We start from the raw sequence: 16,604 nt of genomic DNA, 5'->3' as shown, positions 1-16,604 counted from the left end.
GGAATCGGACTCGGGCTCGGCGCAGGGATAGGCTTCAGGTATTATTTCTAGGAGCAATCAGGGCGATTGATCTCAGGTCTTTCTCGTCCTTTCCTTATTGACATTTCCAGCTTAAAGAATATTATTCGTTATCCAAGGAGGCAAAATGAAACGTTTAGTTATAGTATCAGTTATCATGTTGAGCGTGTTTTCTGGAACGCTTCTGGCTTATGGAAACGTAGGCTTGGGCATTCAGGCAGGGTATGTTGAACCAACCGGGATTACCGCAAAGTTCTGGATAGGCGGTCAAAGTGCAATAGACATGGCTGTCGGCTGGAGTCTCAGCCGCTATAACGGCTACCTCGCGGCTCAAGCCGGATACCTTTATCATTTCCCAATCCCTTTGAGCGGCAGCGGCTCGCTTGCTCCCTACCTCGGCATTGGCGGTCTGATGGGAATAGCCAATGACTACCTGGGCCTTGCTGCGCGAATACCCCTGGGTCTCGAATTTACTTATGCGCCCATAGGCGTTTATGTCCAGCTAGACCCTCTCCTCAATCTCATTCCCGCAACTAATTTTGGTCTAGCCGCAGGGATAGGTATCAGGTTTTACTTTTAACTACACTCCAGACGTCTGCTCTTCATCCGTCATGGGGTCCCCCTTACCCGATGTCGAACGCATGCGCTTTCAGCGCTCGTCTGTGCTTCGAGTGCTAGTTCGGCCAATGCCACCCTTGGTGGCTCTTTGTCCATGATTCCTGAACACGTTCCTTGAATCCTGAACATACTTTTCGTTTAAGAAAAAACTTTTGAGGTATTATTTCTGCAATTCTTCGCGGCGTCGGCGATATAGAACAATCGGGTTATCGCCCTGGATGAGGTTCTCGCCCATCTTAAGTCCCGACGGCTTGGGCTGTTGCGTCTCTACGACCCGGCGGTCCTGGTGCGCGACCTTCAGGTTGTAGCGGTTTCCGAAATAATGAATAAGGTGCCGGAGTCCGGGGAACCTCATAAACCGTTGATAGAAGCGGATATACGCCATTGTGTGTTCGTCGTCAACGGGCGCGAACGCAATCATCACTCTGAGATCATTGGAGATGACGTTCTGCCAGATGTTCGGAAAGATGAAATATAAGTATACGGGCGATACAGACTTATCTAATTCTTCCGGCTTCATGGGCCGGGTTTTGCCGTCGTCGGAGACGTTATGCATCCAGATGCGCAACTCGTCGTTAACGAGTTCTGCAAGCGGCCCATGTACGAGGGTCCTGCAGCCCTTGCCTATTGTATTGTAGTGCACGAACGGCACGTGAACGACGTCGAGCTGGTTTTCTATCACCCGCGAGTAGTGCGCGTCCCATGGGTCGGGCTTCGTGGAGTAGAAGAAGCTTTCGTCAAGGTTTTTGAACCAGTTGATAGCTGGCAACTTAGAAGGATCAAGTGAAGAGCCTAATGTAGGACACCAGTAGATCCAGATGAAACCGTACGCGTCTCTTGCAGGGTAGGAAAAAACCTTGAAGTTATTGGGAACTGGTGCGTTGCGACCGTTTGCTGGAATCATCACCCCGCGGCCAGAAGAGTCGTAGCGGAACCCGTGAAATGGGCACATTATGTTGCCGGCTATAATACAACCATACGAAAGTTGCACACCACGGTGAGCGCACTTGTCACGTAGACAGGCTACTTCACCGGACTCGTTGCGCCAGAAAACAAGCCTTTCACCCATCCTCGTTACGCCTAAAGGCTTGCCGGGCTTTACTTCCTTTGAATCTAAAACCGCATACCACTGATTGCGAATCATGTTTATCTCCTCATTTAATTTGTGCAGCCAGCCTGCGGACGTACAAATTGAAATCATCGCCCCGAGCACGCTCCACCAGGTCGTTAAGCGAAGTCAACCTAAGAAGAGTTCTTATGAGCGAACCGTAGAGCCGGTAATCCGCCCTCTCACGGTTCGAGATTATTTTCTTTATCTCCTCAAACTTCAGCGTTCGCGAGGTCTTTTCGAACTGACCTGCGGCGTAAATCGCGAAGCCCTCGAAGAACCACACGGGTCCCATAAGATCCTCCTCGTCGCGAAGGATACGTATGTGAAGCCGGTGCGCCATCTCGTGGCAGAGGAGTTTTTCGTAGCTTCGCGGCTCCACGCCCTGCGGATAGTTTTCTTCATAAATATCAGGAGATACTGCTATTAGCGTTCGCTCCTCAATAGCTGCAGAGTAAGTTCCGGGAAGTTTTGTGGAATCTGGAAAGCGTGAGAGTTCAAGGAGCGTTGCGTCGAAGGCCTCCTTGGAATCGAATATCTCGCAACCGTCGCAAAAGCTTTCCTTAAGATGCTCCAGCCAGCCGTGTCGGCTCGCAAACGCAGCAAGGCGTTTCTGGGCATTGACCAGCGCCCGTTCGAGCATCGGTCTCTGCTCTTCAAGCGGCGCCGAAAGCGTAAGCGGTATGTGATGATAGTTATCGTACCTGCTCACGTGTCGGATTCCTTGGAGGCGATTGCGGGGAGCGGGTTTCAACCTCCTCTTTATTTACTATGTTAGTATAGCCCGGTCGTAACTTAGGACCGTACCTGCCCACTCTGCGGGTGTAGTCTTCGTATTCCTTGCCGAATGCGGCTAGAAGGAACTCCTCCTCCTCAAGAACGCGGTAGTGATTCGTGACTATAAAAAAGCCATAAGCTATAATAAATCCGAGACTTGGCAAAAGCAAGAACACTCCGAAAAGGCTCGAGTTGAGTCCTAGATAAACGGGATTTCGCGCAATCGCATAAAGTCCTGTAGTAACGAGCTTTGTCTTTTGTTTCGGCAGCAGAAACCGCGCCGAAGGCCCAAGTTCGAGCATCCCGATTGTTATGAATACGGAACCTGCGACCATAAGTACAGCACCTGCTATCTCTACAGGGACTGAGGAAAGAAAGGAGAACCGCACCATCAAGTCGACTATTCGAGAATAAAAGAGATAAGTTACACAGTAAAGCAGCATAAAAACGAGACCGGCAACGCCGAAAAAAGGCAGCCAGCGCAGCCATTTTGGAATCTTACGTAAGTTGAATGAACCCAATATGTTATCGCGTTTACGCAACATGAGATAGAGGTTAATCCCCATAAGCAATCCAAAGCAACCAACCGAGTAGCAGAGCATTGCTACGAATCGCATGCGTTCAAGCCAAATCATAACTTCTTGAGGAACAGCTTCTTGGGAATTGTTTCGTGGATTCGAGCCCGCTCAAAAATCATAGATAAAGTTTAGGATAAAACCATTGTATGTCAAGCCGAAAATCGTTTACACTATTCAAGATATTTAGTCAGGAATCATGGACAGAAATGGGACAAAAGATGGACAGATGATGGACAAAAGCACCCCAAAAAGATGGTCAAAATTGAGGTTTTTGAGTGCTTTTCGGCCGAAAATTGCCGATTTTTCCGGAGTTTTTGGGAAAAAAAGATACCATTGCAAAAAACTTCCACATCCCTTCTTTTCCCTCCCCTCAGGGGGGAGATTTTTACGAACTCAAGGTTTTTCCCTCCCCCTCGACGGGGGAGGGTAGGGTGGGGGTGATCACCCTCCCCTTTCTCCCCTCCCGTCGAGGGAGGGGTACTTTCGCGTTGAGCCTTTCAGACATTACCCCTCTTGACGGGGTGAGAGCGACGATCTCTGAGATCGTAACGCTCTGGGAGAGCGTCTGGTGATGTCGAAAGTATCTTTGCGAGGCTGCACCATGCAACCGGAGCCTCCGAAGGGCAGACGCAGGAAGCCATCTATTCGCAAAGTGAATGTTCCTTTGATTTTTGCCTCTGCTTTGACATCCTGCTGCCCCAGCCTGTCATCAATCATGAGTGAGGGCTGAAAGTTGAACGCGTTTGCGTTTCCTGATACTGCCGGGTCGCTAGAGGCCGACTTTTAAGTCGACTCGCAATGACTGCCCTCCCCCTTAAACGAAGTCCAGGCTGAGATATTAAGGGTTTATCATTTTCTCAACTTCTCGTAATCCTTGCAGGGGTTCTCCATTGGCTTCGAGAATTTGCACGATGGACATGAAAGCCTTGTCTCTCACATATTGATTTTTATCCTTAAGAAGTTCAAGCAGGGGTTCAACAGCCCTGCGGTCGCCGATATTGCCGAGCGCCTTTGCAGCATATTCCCTTACGCAGATAACCTCACTTGTGAGAAGAGACAGAAGCGGAACTACTGCGGAAGTATCGCCTACTTGACCGAGCGCCCAGGCAGCATCGCTGTTCTGATCGCTCAAAGCTGCAATAAGCTGTTTGACCGCAGGCTTGTACTTCAGTTCACCAAGAGCCCAGGCCATGTTCGACCGTACCTGCTGGTTCTTTTCACTCACAAAGGCATCGAGGATAAGAAAACCTAGGTTTTCTTTACTGCATTTGACAAGCGCTCTTGCTGCCGCACCACGGGTCTCAGGGTTCGAACACTTCATTGCCCTTATGAGGGCTTTTTCAGCCCTTGAATCGCCGATACTCCCGAGCGACCAGGCAGCATCTGAGCTTTGGTTTACATTCAGGTAATTTATTAAGTGTAAAACAGCCCGGGCATCCTTTGTAGCACCCAGCGCCCTGATTACATCGCTTTTGCCTATTGGATTTCTGTCATAAAGAGCTTCAATCAACGCATCCACCGTACTCGTATCCCCTGCTAAAACCAATGCATGGGTGGAGGAAATCCGCGTATCCAGCAAATCGCTCTTAAGCCCTGCCATAAGCGCATCAAGCGCTTTTTTCCCCTTGATTTTTCCAAGCGAGCTTGCCGCATTCCATTGCGCCTGCGGATATGATTCGTTGAAAAATATCTTTATGAGGATATCGGTTGCTTGAGTATCGCCAAGCTCGCCTACTGCGGTCACGGCAAATTGATTAACGTACGGGTACCCATCCTCCAGGATTGCGATCAGGGGTCTTACCGCTCGTTTGTCCTTAAGTCTTCCGAGAGCCATAGCCGCGTTGTTCCTGACTCCGGGATGCCTGTCGCGCAATGCTCGAATGAGCACGGGAACCGCCCTCGTGTCTTGCATATAACCCAAAGCACTTAAGGCATCCATCTTCGAGCGCGGGTCGGCAAGCATAACAGTAAAGGTCAGCGGAACAACCCAGCGCCTGTCGTGGATTACCCTTTTCAATCCCTCGTTCCTTACTTTAAAAGAGAAATTCCGAACGCTTCTTACGTTATTGTTTATGGTCCTTTTTAACTCCATTTGATTTCTGGGAAAACGGCAACCGGACACAAGCGCCAACCCCATACAAAAAGATAAAAGTATGCGCTTCATCTCAAACATCCAGAGGTCAGAAGATTCTCGAGATACTTGTATATACCGATTCCGAGGTCCGATATTCCCTATTTTGGATTTAGAGAGGTCTTCGCCTCATCGAGCTTCTTGCAGGGCAAGCACGGGCAAGCAGAGTGCCGGACCGCCCAGCGACAAACGTAGGGATAGCCTTTGCGGTCGGAGACTATCCGGAAGCAGATAGCGACGTCCTTGTCGTCAAGCATTGATTAATCGTCTTCGCGAGCATCGCAACTCCTTGGTAAAATTTGTCAAGGCTTTCCAGAAACCTCAAGGATGTTGCCGTCAGGATCCTGGAACTGGAACCACCAAGTGTCGTCGCCGACCTGTTCCGGTGATTCCTGGATTGTCACCACTCCGTTCGATCTGAGCGCTTCGAATATCTCTTTTACTGATTCATCCGCTTCGAGGAAGAAACTGAGCCTTAGTGACTTGTCTGTGATCTCGTGAGATTCGTATCCTCCTTCAAGATATACATGCGTTGAACCGACCTTGAGGAACGTGAGATTATCGTGAACGTCCCAGCCATGTTCGAAACCGAGTATTTGAATGTAGAATTCCTTCGCCCGTGCAATATTCGATACGTAAATGGCGACGGTGTGAACCCCCTGGAACATGACTCCTCCTATGCGTTTATCTTCTTTTTAAGCTCGCCGAAAGCGTAATCCCACATGCTGACGAACGACTGCCGCGCTTCTTCCCACTCCGCAGAACTGCGCCAGCCGGTGTGGACAGCGTGCACTTCTGTGGTACTATGAGGAGTGGGGAAAAACAAAACCGTAATATGGGTTAAAGGATCTGCTGAGTTCATGAAATGATTAAACTGCTTGGGTCCTTTCCATTCAAAAGCAAGCAGCTTATCCTGTTCAAACGCTGTTATCCTACAGCCTATTGTCGAGTCGTACTGCTTGTCCTCGGGGTTCCAGAAAAGCTCGTAGAGTCCGCCAAGCTTCGGTTCAACATTAGCTTGTGGCGCAAACCATGATTCGAGTTTCTCGTTGTCGGTAAACATCCTGAAGGCTTCTGCTGGGGAGCAATTAAGCTCAACCGATGTGTGGATTATCTTATCCATCATACTACTCCTTACTCCCCAGGCCAGCTCGGGGATTGAGGTTTTTCTTTCGGACTGGTGTAGACTTCTACGGTGTTGCCCTGGGGATCGGCGACGCTGAAACCCCAGTATGAATCCTGTCGCCATTCCGGGTTTCCCGAAAAAGCCTTGACTCCGGCATCCTTAAGTCTTTTAATGGTTGCAGGGTAATCCTCCTCCGGTATCTCTATAGCCCAGGAAGTAGCCATAAGGTTGCCGCCCTCGTACCCGGGCTGCCACGCCCAATCTGTGAGCTGAGGCGCCGTGGTTTCGGTTGAAAAGAACATAAGGTAAACGTCTCCGGTGCAGTAGTAAGAAAGGTAGCCGAATTTATTCTCCTTGTCGTTCATGAACGCCTGCTCCTGCATACCGAGAAGCTTCGTGTAGAATTCCGACATCTTCTCCACATCGTTGCACATGGAGAAAATGAACTTGATGTTTACCTTTGGTGCGGGTTTTGCGGTCTCGGCCATTTTGTTCTCCTTATGTTTTATTGCTTGGTTTGCGCAGCCGATAAGCGAAAGAGCAATTATAAAAAGTGAAGATACAAGAAGTCGTTTCATACTTCTCCTCCTAGCTGCCTCAGTGTATTTCTCCAAAGGTGATTGTCAAGTCTAAATAGTTCGTGCGCCAGGAGATAGTTACCAGGGTTTACGGAAGGTATTAGATCTCCGATACACTTGCGAAAAAACTCAAGAAGGAGAGGGCCGCTTATGCAGCTTGCTTATAAAACGCCGCCGAACTCGATCAGCTCCATCACGTTGCCGAACGGGTCGCGCAGAGCGGCGTATATTCCTGCAGGGCAAGTTTGCGGTTCCGGATGTATGAAATCGGCGCCCTTTAATCTCAACTCCGACATGCTCTTGCGAAGATCATCGACCTGTATATTGATTAGGGTCTGCGCTTCGTTTGGATAATCTATTTCAGCATTCCTTTGAACCTTACAGAGTAGGACTGAAGGCCCTTCGTGCTCCAGAAGCACGAGTTCCGGGTAGTAATCCCTTTGTTTGATTCTGAATCCTAGGACGTTTGAATAGAAGTCTATTGCAGCATCCATATCTGACACATTAAACTGTATAACGCATATCCTGGGCATCATTCCTCGCTTGTAAGATCTTTTGTAAACCGCTTTGATTTTTCTTCAAAACCTATCGCGCGGTAAAAGGTGTGTGCATCGCTTCGCTGTTCTCCTGAGGTCAACTCCATCTTCGAGCATCCCTTTTCGCGGGCAATCTCCTCTGCAGTCACCATCAGTTTTGCTCCTACACCCTGCCTTTGCGAGTCGCTCTTTACGGCAAGAGCGACAACCCGGCAAAGATTACCAGGAAGATGTGGAAGAGGCATGAAATGCAGTGTAATTATTCCTAGAATAAAGCCGCCCCTCTCGGCGACGAGAATCCTGTCCAGCCCGGTATTCAGGAGGGTATCGAACCTTTCCCTGAAGAAATCGATGGTGTTAGGATAACCAAGTTCGGTCATGAGAATCGAGATTTGCTCTGCGTCCTTCGGTTCATAATCCCTGATTTCTAAATCAGCTTTCATCTCTTTCAACCATCTTTATGCACTTCTCCGGGCAGACGTCGACGCAGAGTCCGCACCCCGCACACCCGTAACACCCGTAACACCCTTTTTCTTTTTCTTTCGAGACTTGCAACCTTCCGTTCACAATCCTGCGTGCCCCGAAGTAGCATGCTCGCTCGCACTCTCCGCAGTCAGTGCAGGCATCCATATCGGTCTCTTCGATGTAGGCTCCTGGATCGAAGCCCCATTCATCGCCCTTAAAGTAAGCGCAGCAATCATCGCAGCAGAAGCAAATGCCCTGGTCATTGATGCGATCCTTGTCGTAGTGGAATGGACGCGCCACGAGACGTTTCTCTCTTGCCTCCTTGAGGATGCCTTCGACGAAGGCGCGGTCGACTTTCTTCCATCCTGAGCCGGTGCCCGTCATTTCCTTATCGTCGAAGAAGAGGCACAGGTCCATCCGCGAGCGCTTGCAGCCCTCTCCGCCCTCCTCGCTCCGCTTGCCTTCCCTGCAACCGCAGTTGGATACCCAGAAATCACTGTGGCGCTCTATCTTCGTTTTTGCCTCTCCATGGGTGCATACGTAGTGAAAACTCGGTTCCCTATCGGCTTGTTTATGCATCTATCCTCCTGATCTTTGGTTGATTATATCTGATAGTTTCACCTCGGGGTGATGAATTCTCGTCCCGTACTCTACAATCTTTCCGTTAATAGCTTCCTGCGGACACCATTTATAACAGGCAAAGCAGTTCTCGCAGCTATGAAGCCAGCGAGGTTTTTCATCTGCAAGGATGATGTTGGCAACCGGACAGACTTTCAGGCATATTCCGCATCCGTTGCAGTGCTCGTTGACCTCAAAACTTCTATCCGCCAAGGGTACGAGTTCATAAAAGCTTTTCTTTGATTCAACTGCAAGCTGCCTGTACCTTCCCATGAACATGAGTCTTCGCAGCGGAAGAAAAATGGAAGCCAGGATTTTTGCGAATGCACCGGGCGTTTCGAGCTTGCACTCTCTCCTTAAGGACACGTAGTCGATGATTGTCTCGAGTTTTACCTTCCATGCATCGCAGGCTCTCTCCTGTTTACGAATGATTTTTTCTTTCAGACTATCATTGTCGAGTTCGATGCCGAAAAAGGCTTTCTTTAACTTCGCGGAAACAGGGTACGGAACATCCAAATATACCGTGAAGCCGGCGCTGAGTTTACCGCTTCGCTTTTCCAGAATCTTTGCGATATTCTCAATGGTTGATGCAGGGTTACCCGAATGAGTCGCAACAGCGAATATATATTTAGAGCCGAGTTCGCGCAGCTTTTGTGCAAATCGCCAAACGATAAGTGGCACGCCGAAGTACTCCGCATAATAAACCGGGAAAACCAAACCTATCACGTCAGCTTCGGTATGAATCTTGGACTTGTCGACTAGCGTCGGTATAGGAATAAGTTCGGCGTTTATCCTCCTAGATATATCCCGAGCCACAGCAAGGGAGTTCCCGGTTCCCGAAAAATAGTAAACGGTTGCGCTCACAAGTCTAGTTTCCCTAATCTTCTGCAACAACTACAATCTTATCTTCCTCGGTAAAAACTACACGGTCGGATTTCGGCGGGTTAACGGCGACGCCGTAGGCTTTATCTGCCTCGTTTGCATGGCGACGCAGCTTGTAACCGATAGCTATGTGCCCCCTCCTTCTTGCCGACTCGATTACAGTATAGAAATTGACGTCTGCACCAACCTTAACGTAATCGGATGCAGGCTTGAGATATATCTCCGAGCCTTCGGGATCGAAGACGTCCGTAAACACTGCATTGAGATACTTGTTTTCAGAAATCTGTGTCATAAGAAGGCTTACAAGACGATCGGATACTATGAAGTCGTCGGCTCGCGTAACCTCTGCAAGGTTGCGGTTTCGCACGTCTATCATCTCCGATACGATGGAAAATTGCCTGCCGCTCGCCTCTGCAATTTCGCGCAGATGAAGCAGGGTGATGAGGGTCTGCGCGTCAGCCTCCTGAACGCCCATAGAGTCTGAATAGCACAAGAGAATTATGTGATGGTATGAAGGAATGTTCAACGAGTCCAGGGCCCTTCTCGATGTAGTGCTCTCCTTTTTGAAATTGATGGATAGATTCCTGCACTCCAAGCATTTATCATCGAGTTCTTCCTTGCATTCATCAAGATGAGCCACTACGGTTACCTCGGAGCCTGCTGCGACGTAGTTGTTGAGTTCGTTGATTATGAGAGGCGCCCTCCAATTCCAGCCAAGGAGCAGCGTCCGCTCTGGCTCTTTGCGTTCCGAGGACTTCTCGACTATTGAATCGTAATCGATCCCATAATCCTCAATGCCGGAGATCTTTGTAGTGTCATCGTCTTCTGCGATTACGATGAGCTTATCGCCCTCGTTTATCGAAGTGCCCATAGGAGGGTTGAGCAGAGGCGTCTTTCCAGCTGGAATGAGCCCGATAACGGTTGACTGTTCATAGCAGGGAATTGATTCGCCGAAGGTCTTGCCTATGAGTTTTGCTTCCGGTTCGTGGAAGTATATCTCGTCGCCCCCGAAATCGAGGAGTTCGGTATAAACGACGGACAGGCCTGACTGCCTGCATGTCTGGGCTATTACGCGCGCGACGAGATCGGAGACCAGGACTATTTCTACTTCATCCTTGCCCACCATCTTGGCAACCTCAACATTCTTGGGATCACGTATCTCGGCAACAATGTGATAGGGCTCCTTTTTGCGTTTGGGATTGTTGGTAATCGCAAGCATGGTCTTGATTACGTCGGAATCAGGGTCTTCCGCTTCATGAGAAAGGATTAGTATGGATTTGGCAGTATCAAGACTTACTATCTCCAGATCGCTCATATCCATTGGATCACCGCGTCTGCATACGACTCTTGTTCGACCTGTAGAGCCGCACCTGCTCTTTATTTCGTCCTCCATCTCAACCTTGTCCTTGTCGGCAAGGACCACGACGCATGAACGTGGCTGGTTAGCGTTGGCTTCTACAATTTCAGGGATAATGGTGAAAACCTGGGATGACCATCCCAGGATGGCCGTGTGGCCTTCCTCTATGACCCTGGAACGGCCCTTGCGGAGGGATTCTAGTTTGGTGTCGATTGAAGCAGTCAATACGCCTATCAAAGTGCTTATTATGAAGATACCGCCTATCGTTACGGCAAGCATTAAAAAAAGAAACCACCAGGAACCCTGGTCGCCACCCATGGTTCCTGGGTCAAGAGTCCTGAGCAGACTCATCCAGAGTACATCGAAAAATCCCTTATCCTCCGGGGCAATCCCGGCAAGTGCGACAATACCTGCAATGACTAGTATGAGGACCAGGGACAAAAGCCCGAGCCAGCCTATTAGCGCCGACGGGCCCCTGGACATAGAGTTATCAAAGGAATATTTCAATCTGGCACCGAACGAAGCACGCTTCATTAAATCCTCCTAAGGTTTGTCCTTCTCTTACCCTCAAATATCCAAACATTATTTATAATATGGCGTTTTGTCAAGCTAAAGAAAGGAAGCTGAGTCTTACGTAAGCGTTATAGCATTCAGAAGCTTTTGAGAAAAAACCGCTGTCTTAAGAGGCTTTTCCCCATTCAAGTTCCTTCAAAACTAACCTTAAACAAACCGCAGAGTTTTACTCCCGTTTTTTCGTCCATGACTGAAGGCGGATTTTATTTCAATGACTCAATGAGCACCCAACCCAAGCCGGGATTTATCCTTAATTCCTTCCAGGTTATACCTTTCATGAATTCAAAGACTTCACAAGATGTGTAACTCGAGCGAAGCGAATCTAAAGGCTCTTTGACCTTCCGAAGGGCTTTCGGCGCAATAACCCCTGTAACCAGCCGGATAAGAAAGTAAAAAAGAAGCTTTGCATCTCTCTTCAGGTCGAATACAAGAAGGGTTCCTCCTGGCTTTAAGACTCGGTGGAACTCGCAAAAAGCCGTTTCCGGATGTGGCCAGTGATGGAGGGACAGCGTGCTTACGATATAGTCGACTGAGTTTGAGGATAGAGGGAGATTTTCCGAATCGCCCTTCATTAGCGTGAGCTTGAGTACTGCAACGTCTGAAAGGTTGCGGGAAGCTTGCCTGAGTATCTCATCTGACAAATCAACTCCTACCAGATGAAGCGACGGAATTCTTCTTGCGATAACCCCAAGCAGATACCCTGGTCCGCAACCCACGTCAACCAAAGTGCCTTGAGGTTTAAGGCGACTGAGAGCATTGTAGAAAAGACGCCTTATGATTTTAAAGGGCGGCATGCGGTTCATGAAATCGTATGCCCGGACAACGCGAGGCGGGTCTAGACCAGCAAATCCGGGTTTACGTTCTATGCGGATGCTTAAGGAGAGCGAAACGATGATGCTGGCAAGGCCTAGTGCGAACATCAGCATAACAAACACAACCATGTCGTTGTGATCAATCAATCATGCTAATGCGGCTTTTCAGGTTTCTTTCCATTCCAGAAACCAGGGATTAGAAGGCTGCGATCACCGGATGTCTGACCGTTCGAAACCTGGCATTCCTGTTCGTCAAGCTTCTGACCGGCCTGCTCCTCGGTTCTCGCCTGAACTCCAAGGCGCTGCTCGGCCGCTCTCAGTATCGCCTCGAGCATATCTGCGTAAGTCATGCCGGCAATCTTCGCCATCTTGGCAAGATGCCCGTCCCAGCACCAGCCCGGATTCGGGTTCACCTCCAGGAGCTTTGGATTTCCTTCTGCGTCCAGACGCCAGTCGAACCTCGCGTAGTCCTTGCAGTCAAGCCTCTCGAAAAGTTTCGCAGACCATTCGATTATCGACTTTTCCGTCTCTTCCGGGAGGTCGGCTTTAACGGATTTAAGGTTCCAGTATGGGGAATCCGGCATCCATTTGGCTTCATATCCGCAGATCTTTGGAAGCTCGGCCGGAAGCGATGAGTAGTCTTCTTCAATAATCGGCAGAACCTGATAGGATTCAGGCGGATTGCCGATGATGCCCATAGTCATATCTTTTCCTGTAAGAAACTCTTCAACAAGAATGGGCTTGTCGTAGCCGAACTTTTCGCGAATCTCGGTAACAGCGTTCAAGAGCTCCTCTATTTTGTAAGCCACGCTGCGCTGGGTTATACCGAAACTCGAATCCCCGAAGTTAGGCTTAACGAGAACGGGAAAGTACAGCGGGAGTTCGAATGTCGTGTCTTCAGGCTTGATGAACATTGCATCCGGTACGGGTATGTCCATCTCCTTGGCGATTCCGCGCACAAGGGATTTGTCGTAACAGTATGACAAGCACTGCGGACCAGAACCTGTATAAGGTATGCCCATCACCTCAAGAAGCGCTGGAACGTGAAGTTCGAGTCTTGCGCTGTTGTTGTAGCCCTCGTCACACAGGTTGAAGATGAAATCCGTCTTGCCCTTGAGTTTCGCTATATCGTAAATCAAGGTACTGTGATTGTTCAGATAATTGAACTGATAGGAGGCAATCTGCCGCAAGGCATCCTTCAACTGATCTACGGTATAGAAATCGTCGTCATCGAATATGCCCATGGGCTTCAGTGGATCCGGCTTGGCAGGATCACCGAGGAGTACTGTAACGTTCTTGACATCGCCTTTGAACTTGCGCTTAGGAGCGCTCCATTCCTTTCTGACCTGAGCGGAAACGATTATGCGGCGCTCCATCATACCCAGGTCCTGATTCCGTCTTGACTCGGCTTCGATTTGCGTGTGAATGGTTATTTCGCTGAACCCGGCCTTTGAAAGAAGCTCCTGTATCTGCTCTTTTGTGTACAGTCTCTCGGCATAGAACTGGTCAACCATTATTCCTTCATCAACATCCGATACAAGTTCTCTCGAAATCAGTCTCTGCTTATCGTGAGATAAAGAGCGTTCCCTGCAGACGAAGTGTTCGGAATCTATCCACTCCCAGGAGCGCGGCTGAAAGTTGTTCCTGAGATATTTCCCGTCGGTTACATCCACGAGGAGTTTTCCCCATGGTTTAAGGATTCTCGCCACTTCCTTCAACACCCTGAGGTCATCGTTGACGGTCTCGAAATACCCAAAGCTGTTGCCCAGTATCATCACGGCATCGAAAGTGTCAGGGGCATACGGCAGCTTTCTTGCATCACCCTCCCTGAACTTTATGCTCAGGCTCTCCTTCTTTCCCTGAGCCTTAGCTCTCTGGATGAGGTAATGCGAACGATCAAGGCCTTCGACGTTCATGAAGCCTGATCGGGCGAGTTCAAGGGAATGCCTGCCCTGGCCGCAGCAGAGATCAAGCACCCTGTCTTCAGGCATTATCCCGAGAATGCCTTGGAAGAGGGCGACTTCTTTTCTTGTAATATCCTGGTCTTCAACAACGTCCGCGTCCGTTTTCAGATAGACTGAATTGAATATCCTCCTCCACCAGTCTGAACTTACGTGATCTTCTAAATTGGGGACCGGACCAAGGGTTCTTTTACCTAAAGGAGGCTCCGCCTTTCGCTGCGGAGGCTTGTCTTTACTCTCCTTGTTAGGTTCTTCTTTCATCCTTTATTCCTCCTGATGCACTCGGCATCGGTTTATTGCGCAAAATCTAGTCAGATTTGAAGCTGTGTCAAGCTAAATAAAAATCTTTTTGTCTCAGAAACCAAGGCTCAGCAAGATAAACGAAGCGAAACAGGAGTTCGGTATCGATTTGATGCTTTCCCTCGATATCTGACGATGAACAGAATAAATCGTTAGAGAGAAAGAATCCTACCTGATTCACTGTCTCTCCTTCAAAGCCAACAAAGACAATCGGAATGCTCGATTGAGATTTGGTTTTCTCATGGCTAAGGCAGTTTATTTTTCGCAGGATGATAACTTCCACAGGACAACGGCAAAATCCGCACGACTATCTTCTGCCGTTTCAAAAGCTTTTGTACCCTTCCTGGATTTTACTTCGACCGTCATTCCGAACCGAGTTCGGGAGCACACTTGGTATCTTCTTTTCGTCCCAGTGTATGAGAAATAAGCTCATCAAACTTCACCTTCGCCCGGATGGGTGTTGAAGTAAATCGCATTTCCGTCCGGGTCTCTGATGGTAAAGCCTGCGCTTCCGTCTTCCTCGATATGGGCTTCATCTGCAAGCTCTAGCCCTGAGGATTTCAGTTCTTCTGCAATCTTGAAGACATCTCCGCCCCTAAAGTTAATCAAATTCTCTTTGATGTGACCTCTGTACAGGGCAAGAACAAGATTAGCGTGTTCGAGAACGGCCCAGCCTTCATCAGTGGCAACCTCTATCTCATTAAAACCGAGTTTTCTGTAAAAACCAAGCGAGCGTTCAAGGTCGGCTACATTCAAGCAAAGCTCGCACCAGCCTAACTTAAGATATTCAACTGTATTCATAGTAGTTAGAATAGCTGAAAGCGTATTCATGTCAAGCTCTGAACATCTCGGCTTGACACACTCCGCAAGCTCCTTAGAATTGTACAAGATTAGAAGATTAAATGTAAAGGACTGTTCCGCAATAACCAATGAAAAAAAACGAACAAAAAATAAACCAAAAAGACTATTCTGAACTTTCAAGAAAGGTACTGCTCACCGCGCACAAGGGCGCTTCAAGAACGGAGTTCCTGAAAGAAGTATCGAGATTGCTTATTGAATTTTCGGAGTGCGATTCGATAGAGATAAGAATGACCGACGGGGATCTGAATTACCGATGGGAAGCCAGCTGCGCACCTAAGGAGAATTTCCGTTTTGAGATAATGCCTTTTGCACAGGGCAATGAGGGTGAACCTATCCCATGCTCTATTGATGAATCTGGTTTAGAGAAAGTATGCATCAACATCGTAACGCAGCATGTAGATACAACTCTGCCATATTTTACAAAAAAAGGCAGCTTCTGGACAGGAGATTCCCTAAACGTTAAAAACGGCCAGGGCAGCATGGAGCTCGGAACGGAATACCGTTCACTTGCGATGATCCCTTTCGTGGTCGATGAAAAGAATCTTGGATTGCTGCAGCTGAAAAGCAAGAATCTTGATTTCTTCACAGAGAAGCAGATAGAGCTTTTTGAGGAATTTGCCCACGCATTAGGCATCGCGGCTGCAGGCCGCAGGGTTCAGGCGGCGCTAAGGGAACGCGTTAAGGAACTCTCTTGTCTGTATGGAATTGCAAAACTAGTGCAGAATCCTCAGGCATCTCTTGAAGGGATACTCGAAGGCATTGCGGGTATTCTTCCGCTCGCAATGCAGTATCCGGATATAGCATCGGCAAGAATAATATTCGATTCGAATCCTTATCCCCCTCATGGTTTTGTGGAATCAAAATACAGGCTTTCATCACCTATCGTGGTTTCCGGAACAGAAAGGGGGGTCATTGAGGTTTCATACTCGGAAGAAAAGCCGGAAATAGAAGCCGGTATATTTCTTGCTGAAGAGCAGAATCTTCTTAACACAATCTCCAGTCAGGTCGGATTGATTATCGAAAGGAAGCGGTTTGAAGAGGACCAGGCAAAATTGAAGGAGCAACTAAGACACGCAGACAGACTCGCGACACTGGGTCAGCTAGCGGCAGGAGTCGCCCACGAACTCAACGAGCCGCTCGGAAGCATCCTCGGATTTGCACAGCTTGCGAAAAAAAACGAGGGACTTCCGAGGCAGGCACTGGACGATATAGACAAGATCATCTCTTCTTCCCTGCATGCAAGAGAAGCAGTGAAGAAACTGCTCTATTTTGCGCGACAGATGCCTACGAATAAAACCGAAGTGG

General features: G+C 48.8%; 17 protein-coding genes. 2 read left to right on the top strand and 15 right to left on the bottom strand.

Annotated elements, in window-relative coordinates:
* Positions 1-145 precede the first annotated feature (145 nt).
* Positions 146-598: a hypothetical protein gene (locus GX441_04010; GenBank protein NLI97809.1), complete on the top strand. Its 453-nt coding sequence runs from the start codon at positions 146-148 to the stop codon at positions 596-598.
* Between the two features lie 198 nt (positions 599-796).
* Here GX441_04010 and GX441_04005 read toward each other — a convergent pair whose 3' ends face one another.
* The 15 genes from GX441_04005 to GX441_03935 form a co-directional block, all read right to left on the bottom strand.
* Positions 797-1,780 (bottom strand): aromatic ring-hydroxylating dioxygenase subunit alpha, encoded by a 984-nt coding sequence (locus GX441_04005; GenBank protein ID NLI97808.1) that lies wholly within the window; start codon positions 1,778-1,780, stop codon positions 797-799.
* A gap of 10 nt (positions 1,781-1,790) precedes the next feature.
* Positions 1,791-2,456 carry a hypothetical protein gene (locus tag GX441_04000; GenBank protein NLI97807.1) on the bottom strand — a complete coding sequence of 222 codons (666 nt, stop codon included), beginning with the start codon at positions 2,454-2,456 and terminating at the stop codon, positions 1,791-1,793.
* A complete protein-coding gene (locus tag GX441_03995; GenBank protein ID NLI97806.1) occupies positions 2,440-3,156 on the bottom strand; it encodes an isoprenylcysteine carboxylmethyltransferase family protein in 717 nt (238 codons plus the stop codon). The genes GX441_04000 and GX441_03995 overlap by 17 nt, the downstream gene beginning before the upstream one ends.
* Before the next feature lie 781 nt (positions 3,157-3,937).
* On the bottom strand, positions 3,938-5,116 hold the full coding sequence (locus tag GX441_03990) for a HEAT repeat domain-containing protein (protein NLI97805.1): 1,179 nt from the start codon (positions 5,114-5,116) through the stop codon (positions 3,938-3,940).
* Between the two features lie 416 nt (positions 5,117-5,532).
* The gene (locus tag GX441_03985) at positions 5,533-5,898 is read right to left on the bottom strand and encodes a VOC family protein (GenBank protein ID NLI97804.1); all 366 of its coding nucleotides are present in this window, start codon (positions 5,896-5,898) and stop codon (positions 5,533-5,535) included.
* An 8-nt stretch (positions 5,899-5,906) separates the two neighbouring features.
* Positions 5,907-6,356 (bottom strand): SRPBCC domain-containing protein, encoded by a 450-nt coding sequence (locus GX441_03980; GenBank protein NLI97803.1) that lies wholly within the window; start codon positions 6,354-6,356, stop codon positions 5,907-5,909.
* An 8-nt stretch (positions 6,357-6,364) separates the two neighbouring features.
* Entirely contained in the window at positions 6,365-6,934 is a 570-nt protein-coding gene (locus GX441_03975) for a VOC family protein (protein NLI97802.1), read from the bottom strand.
* A gap of 161 nt (positions 6,935-7,095) precedes the next feature.
* Entirely contained in the window at positions 7,096-7,470 is a 375-nt protein-coding gene (locus GX441_03970; protein NLI97801.1) for a VOC family protein, read from the bottom strand.
* Complete coding sequence (locus tag GX441_03965) at positions 7,467-7,922, bottom strand: GNAT family N-acetyltransferase (protein NLI97800.1); 456 nt, start codon at positions 7,920-7,922, stop codon at positions 7,467-7,469. The genes GX441_03970 and GX441_03965 overlap by 4 nt, the downstream gene beginning before the upstream one ends.
* Positions 7,903-8,514 (bottom strand): 4Fe-4S binding protein, encoded by a 612-nt coding sequence (locus tag GX441_03960; protein NLI97799.1) that lies wholly within the window; start codon positions 8,512-8,514, stop codon positions 7,903-7,905. Before GX441_03960 ends, GX441_03965 begins: the two co-directional genes overlap by 20 nt.
* The gene (locus tag GX441_03955) at positions 8,515-9,447 is read right to left on the bottom strand and encodes a 4Fe-4S dicluster domain-containing protein (GenBank protein ID NLI97798.1); all 933 of its coding nucleotides are present in this window, start codon (positions 9,445-9,447) and stop codon (positions 8,515-8,517) included.
* Entirely contained in the window at positions 9,431-11,326 is a 1,896-nt protein-coding gene (locus GX441_03950) for a potassium transporter TrkA (GenBank protein ID NLI97797.1), read from the bottom strand. Before GX441_03950 ends, GX441_03955 begins: the two co-directional genes overlap by 17 nt.
* 242 nt (positions 11,327-11,568) lie before the next feature.
* Positions 11,569-12,324, bottom strand: a complete 756-nt coding sequence (locus GX441_03945) for a methyltransferase domain-containing protein (GenBank protein NLI97796.1) — start codon at positions 12,322-12,324, stop codon at positions 11,569-11,571.
* A gap of 5 nt (positions 12,325-12,329) precedes the next feature.
* On the bottom strand, positions 12,330-14,399 hold the full coding sequence (locus GX441_03940; GenBank protein NLI97795.1) for a methyltransferase domain-containing protein: 2,070 nt from the start codon (positions 14,397-14,399) through the stop codon (positions 12,330-12,332).
* Positions 14,400-14,870: 471 nt separating this feature from the next.
* Entirely contained in the window at positions 14,871-15,239 is a 369-nt protein-coding gene (locus tag GX441_03935) for a hypothetical protein (protein ID NLI97794.1), read from the bottom strand.
* Positions 15,240-15,367: 128 nt separating this feature from the next.
* Between GX441_03935 and GX441_03930 the strand changes: the two genes are divergently transcribed.
* Positions 15,368-16,604, top strand: a 1,237-nt coding sequence (locus GX441_03930; protein ID NLI97793.1) for a hypothetical protein, incomplete at its 3' end; no start/stop codon positions are given.

This window comes from bacterium (assembly GCA_012517375.1).
In the GTDB taxonomy this organism is placed as follows: domain Bacteria; phylum Hydrothermota; class Tepidihabitantia; order B3-TA06; family B3-TA06; genus JAAYVC01.
Note: the sequence above shows the minus strand (reverse complement) of the source record. Positions and strands in the feature narration are given on the sequence as shown.

Bases quoted from the DNA above. Each gene is read 5' to 3' on its own strand.
- GX441_04010 (NLI97809.1), top strand. From the start codon at position 146: ATGAAACGTTTAGTTATAGTATCAGTTATCATGTTGAGCGTGTTTTCT.
- GX441_03985 (NLI97804.1), bottom strand. From the start codon at position 5,898: ATGTTCCAGGGGGTTCACACCGTCGCCATTTACGTATCGAATATTGCA.
- GX441_04005 (NLI97808.1), bottom strand. From the start codon at position 1,780: ATGATTCGCAATCAGTGGTATGCGGTTTTAGATTCAAAGGAAGTAAAG.
- GX441_03960 (NLI97799.1), bottom strand. From the start codon at position 8,514: ATGCATAAACAAGCCGATAGGGAACCGAGTTTTCACTACGTATGCACC.
- GX441_03995 (NLI97806.1), bottom strand. From the start codon at position 3,156: ATGATTTGGCTTGAACGCATGCGATTCGTAGCAATGCTCTGCTACTCG.
- GX441_03940 (NLI97795.1), bottom strand. From the start codon at position 14,399: ATGAAAGAAGAACCTAACAAGGAGAGTAAAGACAAGCCTCCGCAGCGA.
- GX441_03970 (NLI97801.1), bottom strand. From the start codon at position 7,470: ATGATGCCCAGGATATGCGTTATACAGTTTAATGTGTCAGATATGGAT.
- GX441_03950 (NLI97797.1), bottom strand. From the start codon at position 11,326: ATGAAGCGTGCTTCGTTCGGTGCCAGATTGAAATATTCCTTTGATAAC.
- GX441_03975 (NLI97802.1), bottom strand. From the start codon at position 6,934: ATGAAACGACTTCTTGTATCTTCACTTTTTATAATTGCTCTTTCGCTT.
- GX441_03935 (NLI97794.1), bottom strand. From the start codon at position 15,239: ATGAATACAGTTGAATATCTTAAGTTAGGCTGGTGCGAGCTTTGCTTG.
- GX441_03980 (NLI97803.1), bottom strand. From the start codon at position 6,356: ATGATGGATAAGATAATCCACACATCGGTTGAGCTTAATTGCTCCCCA.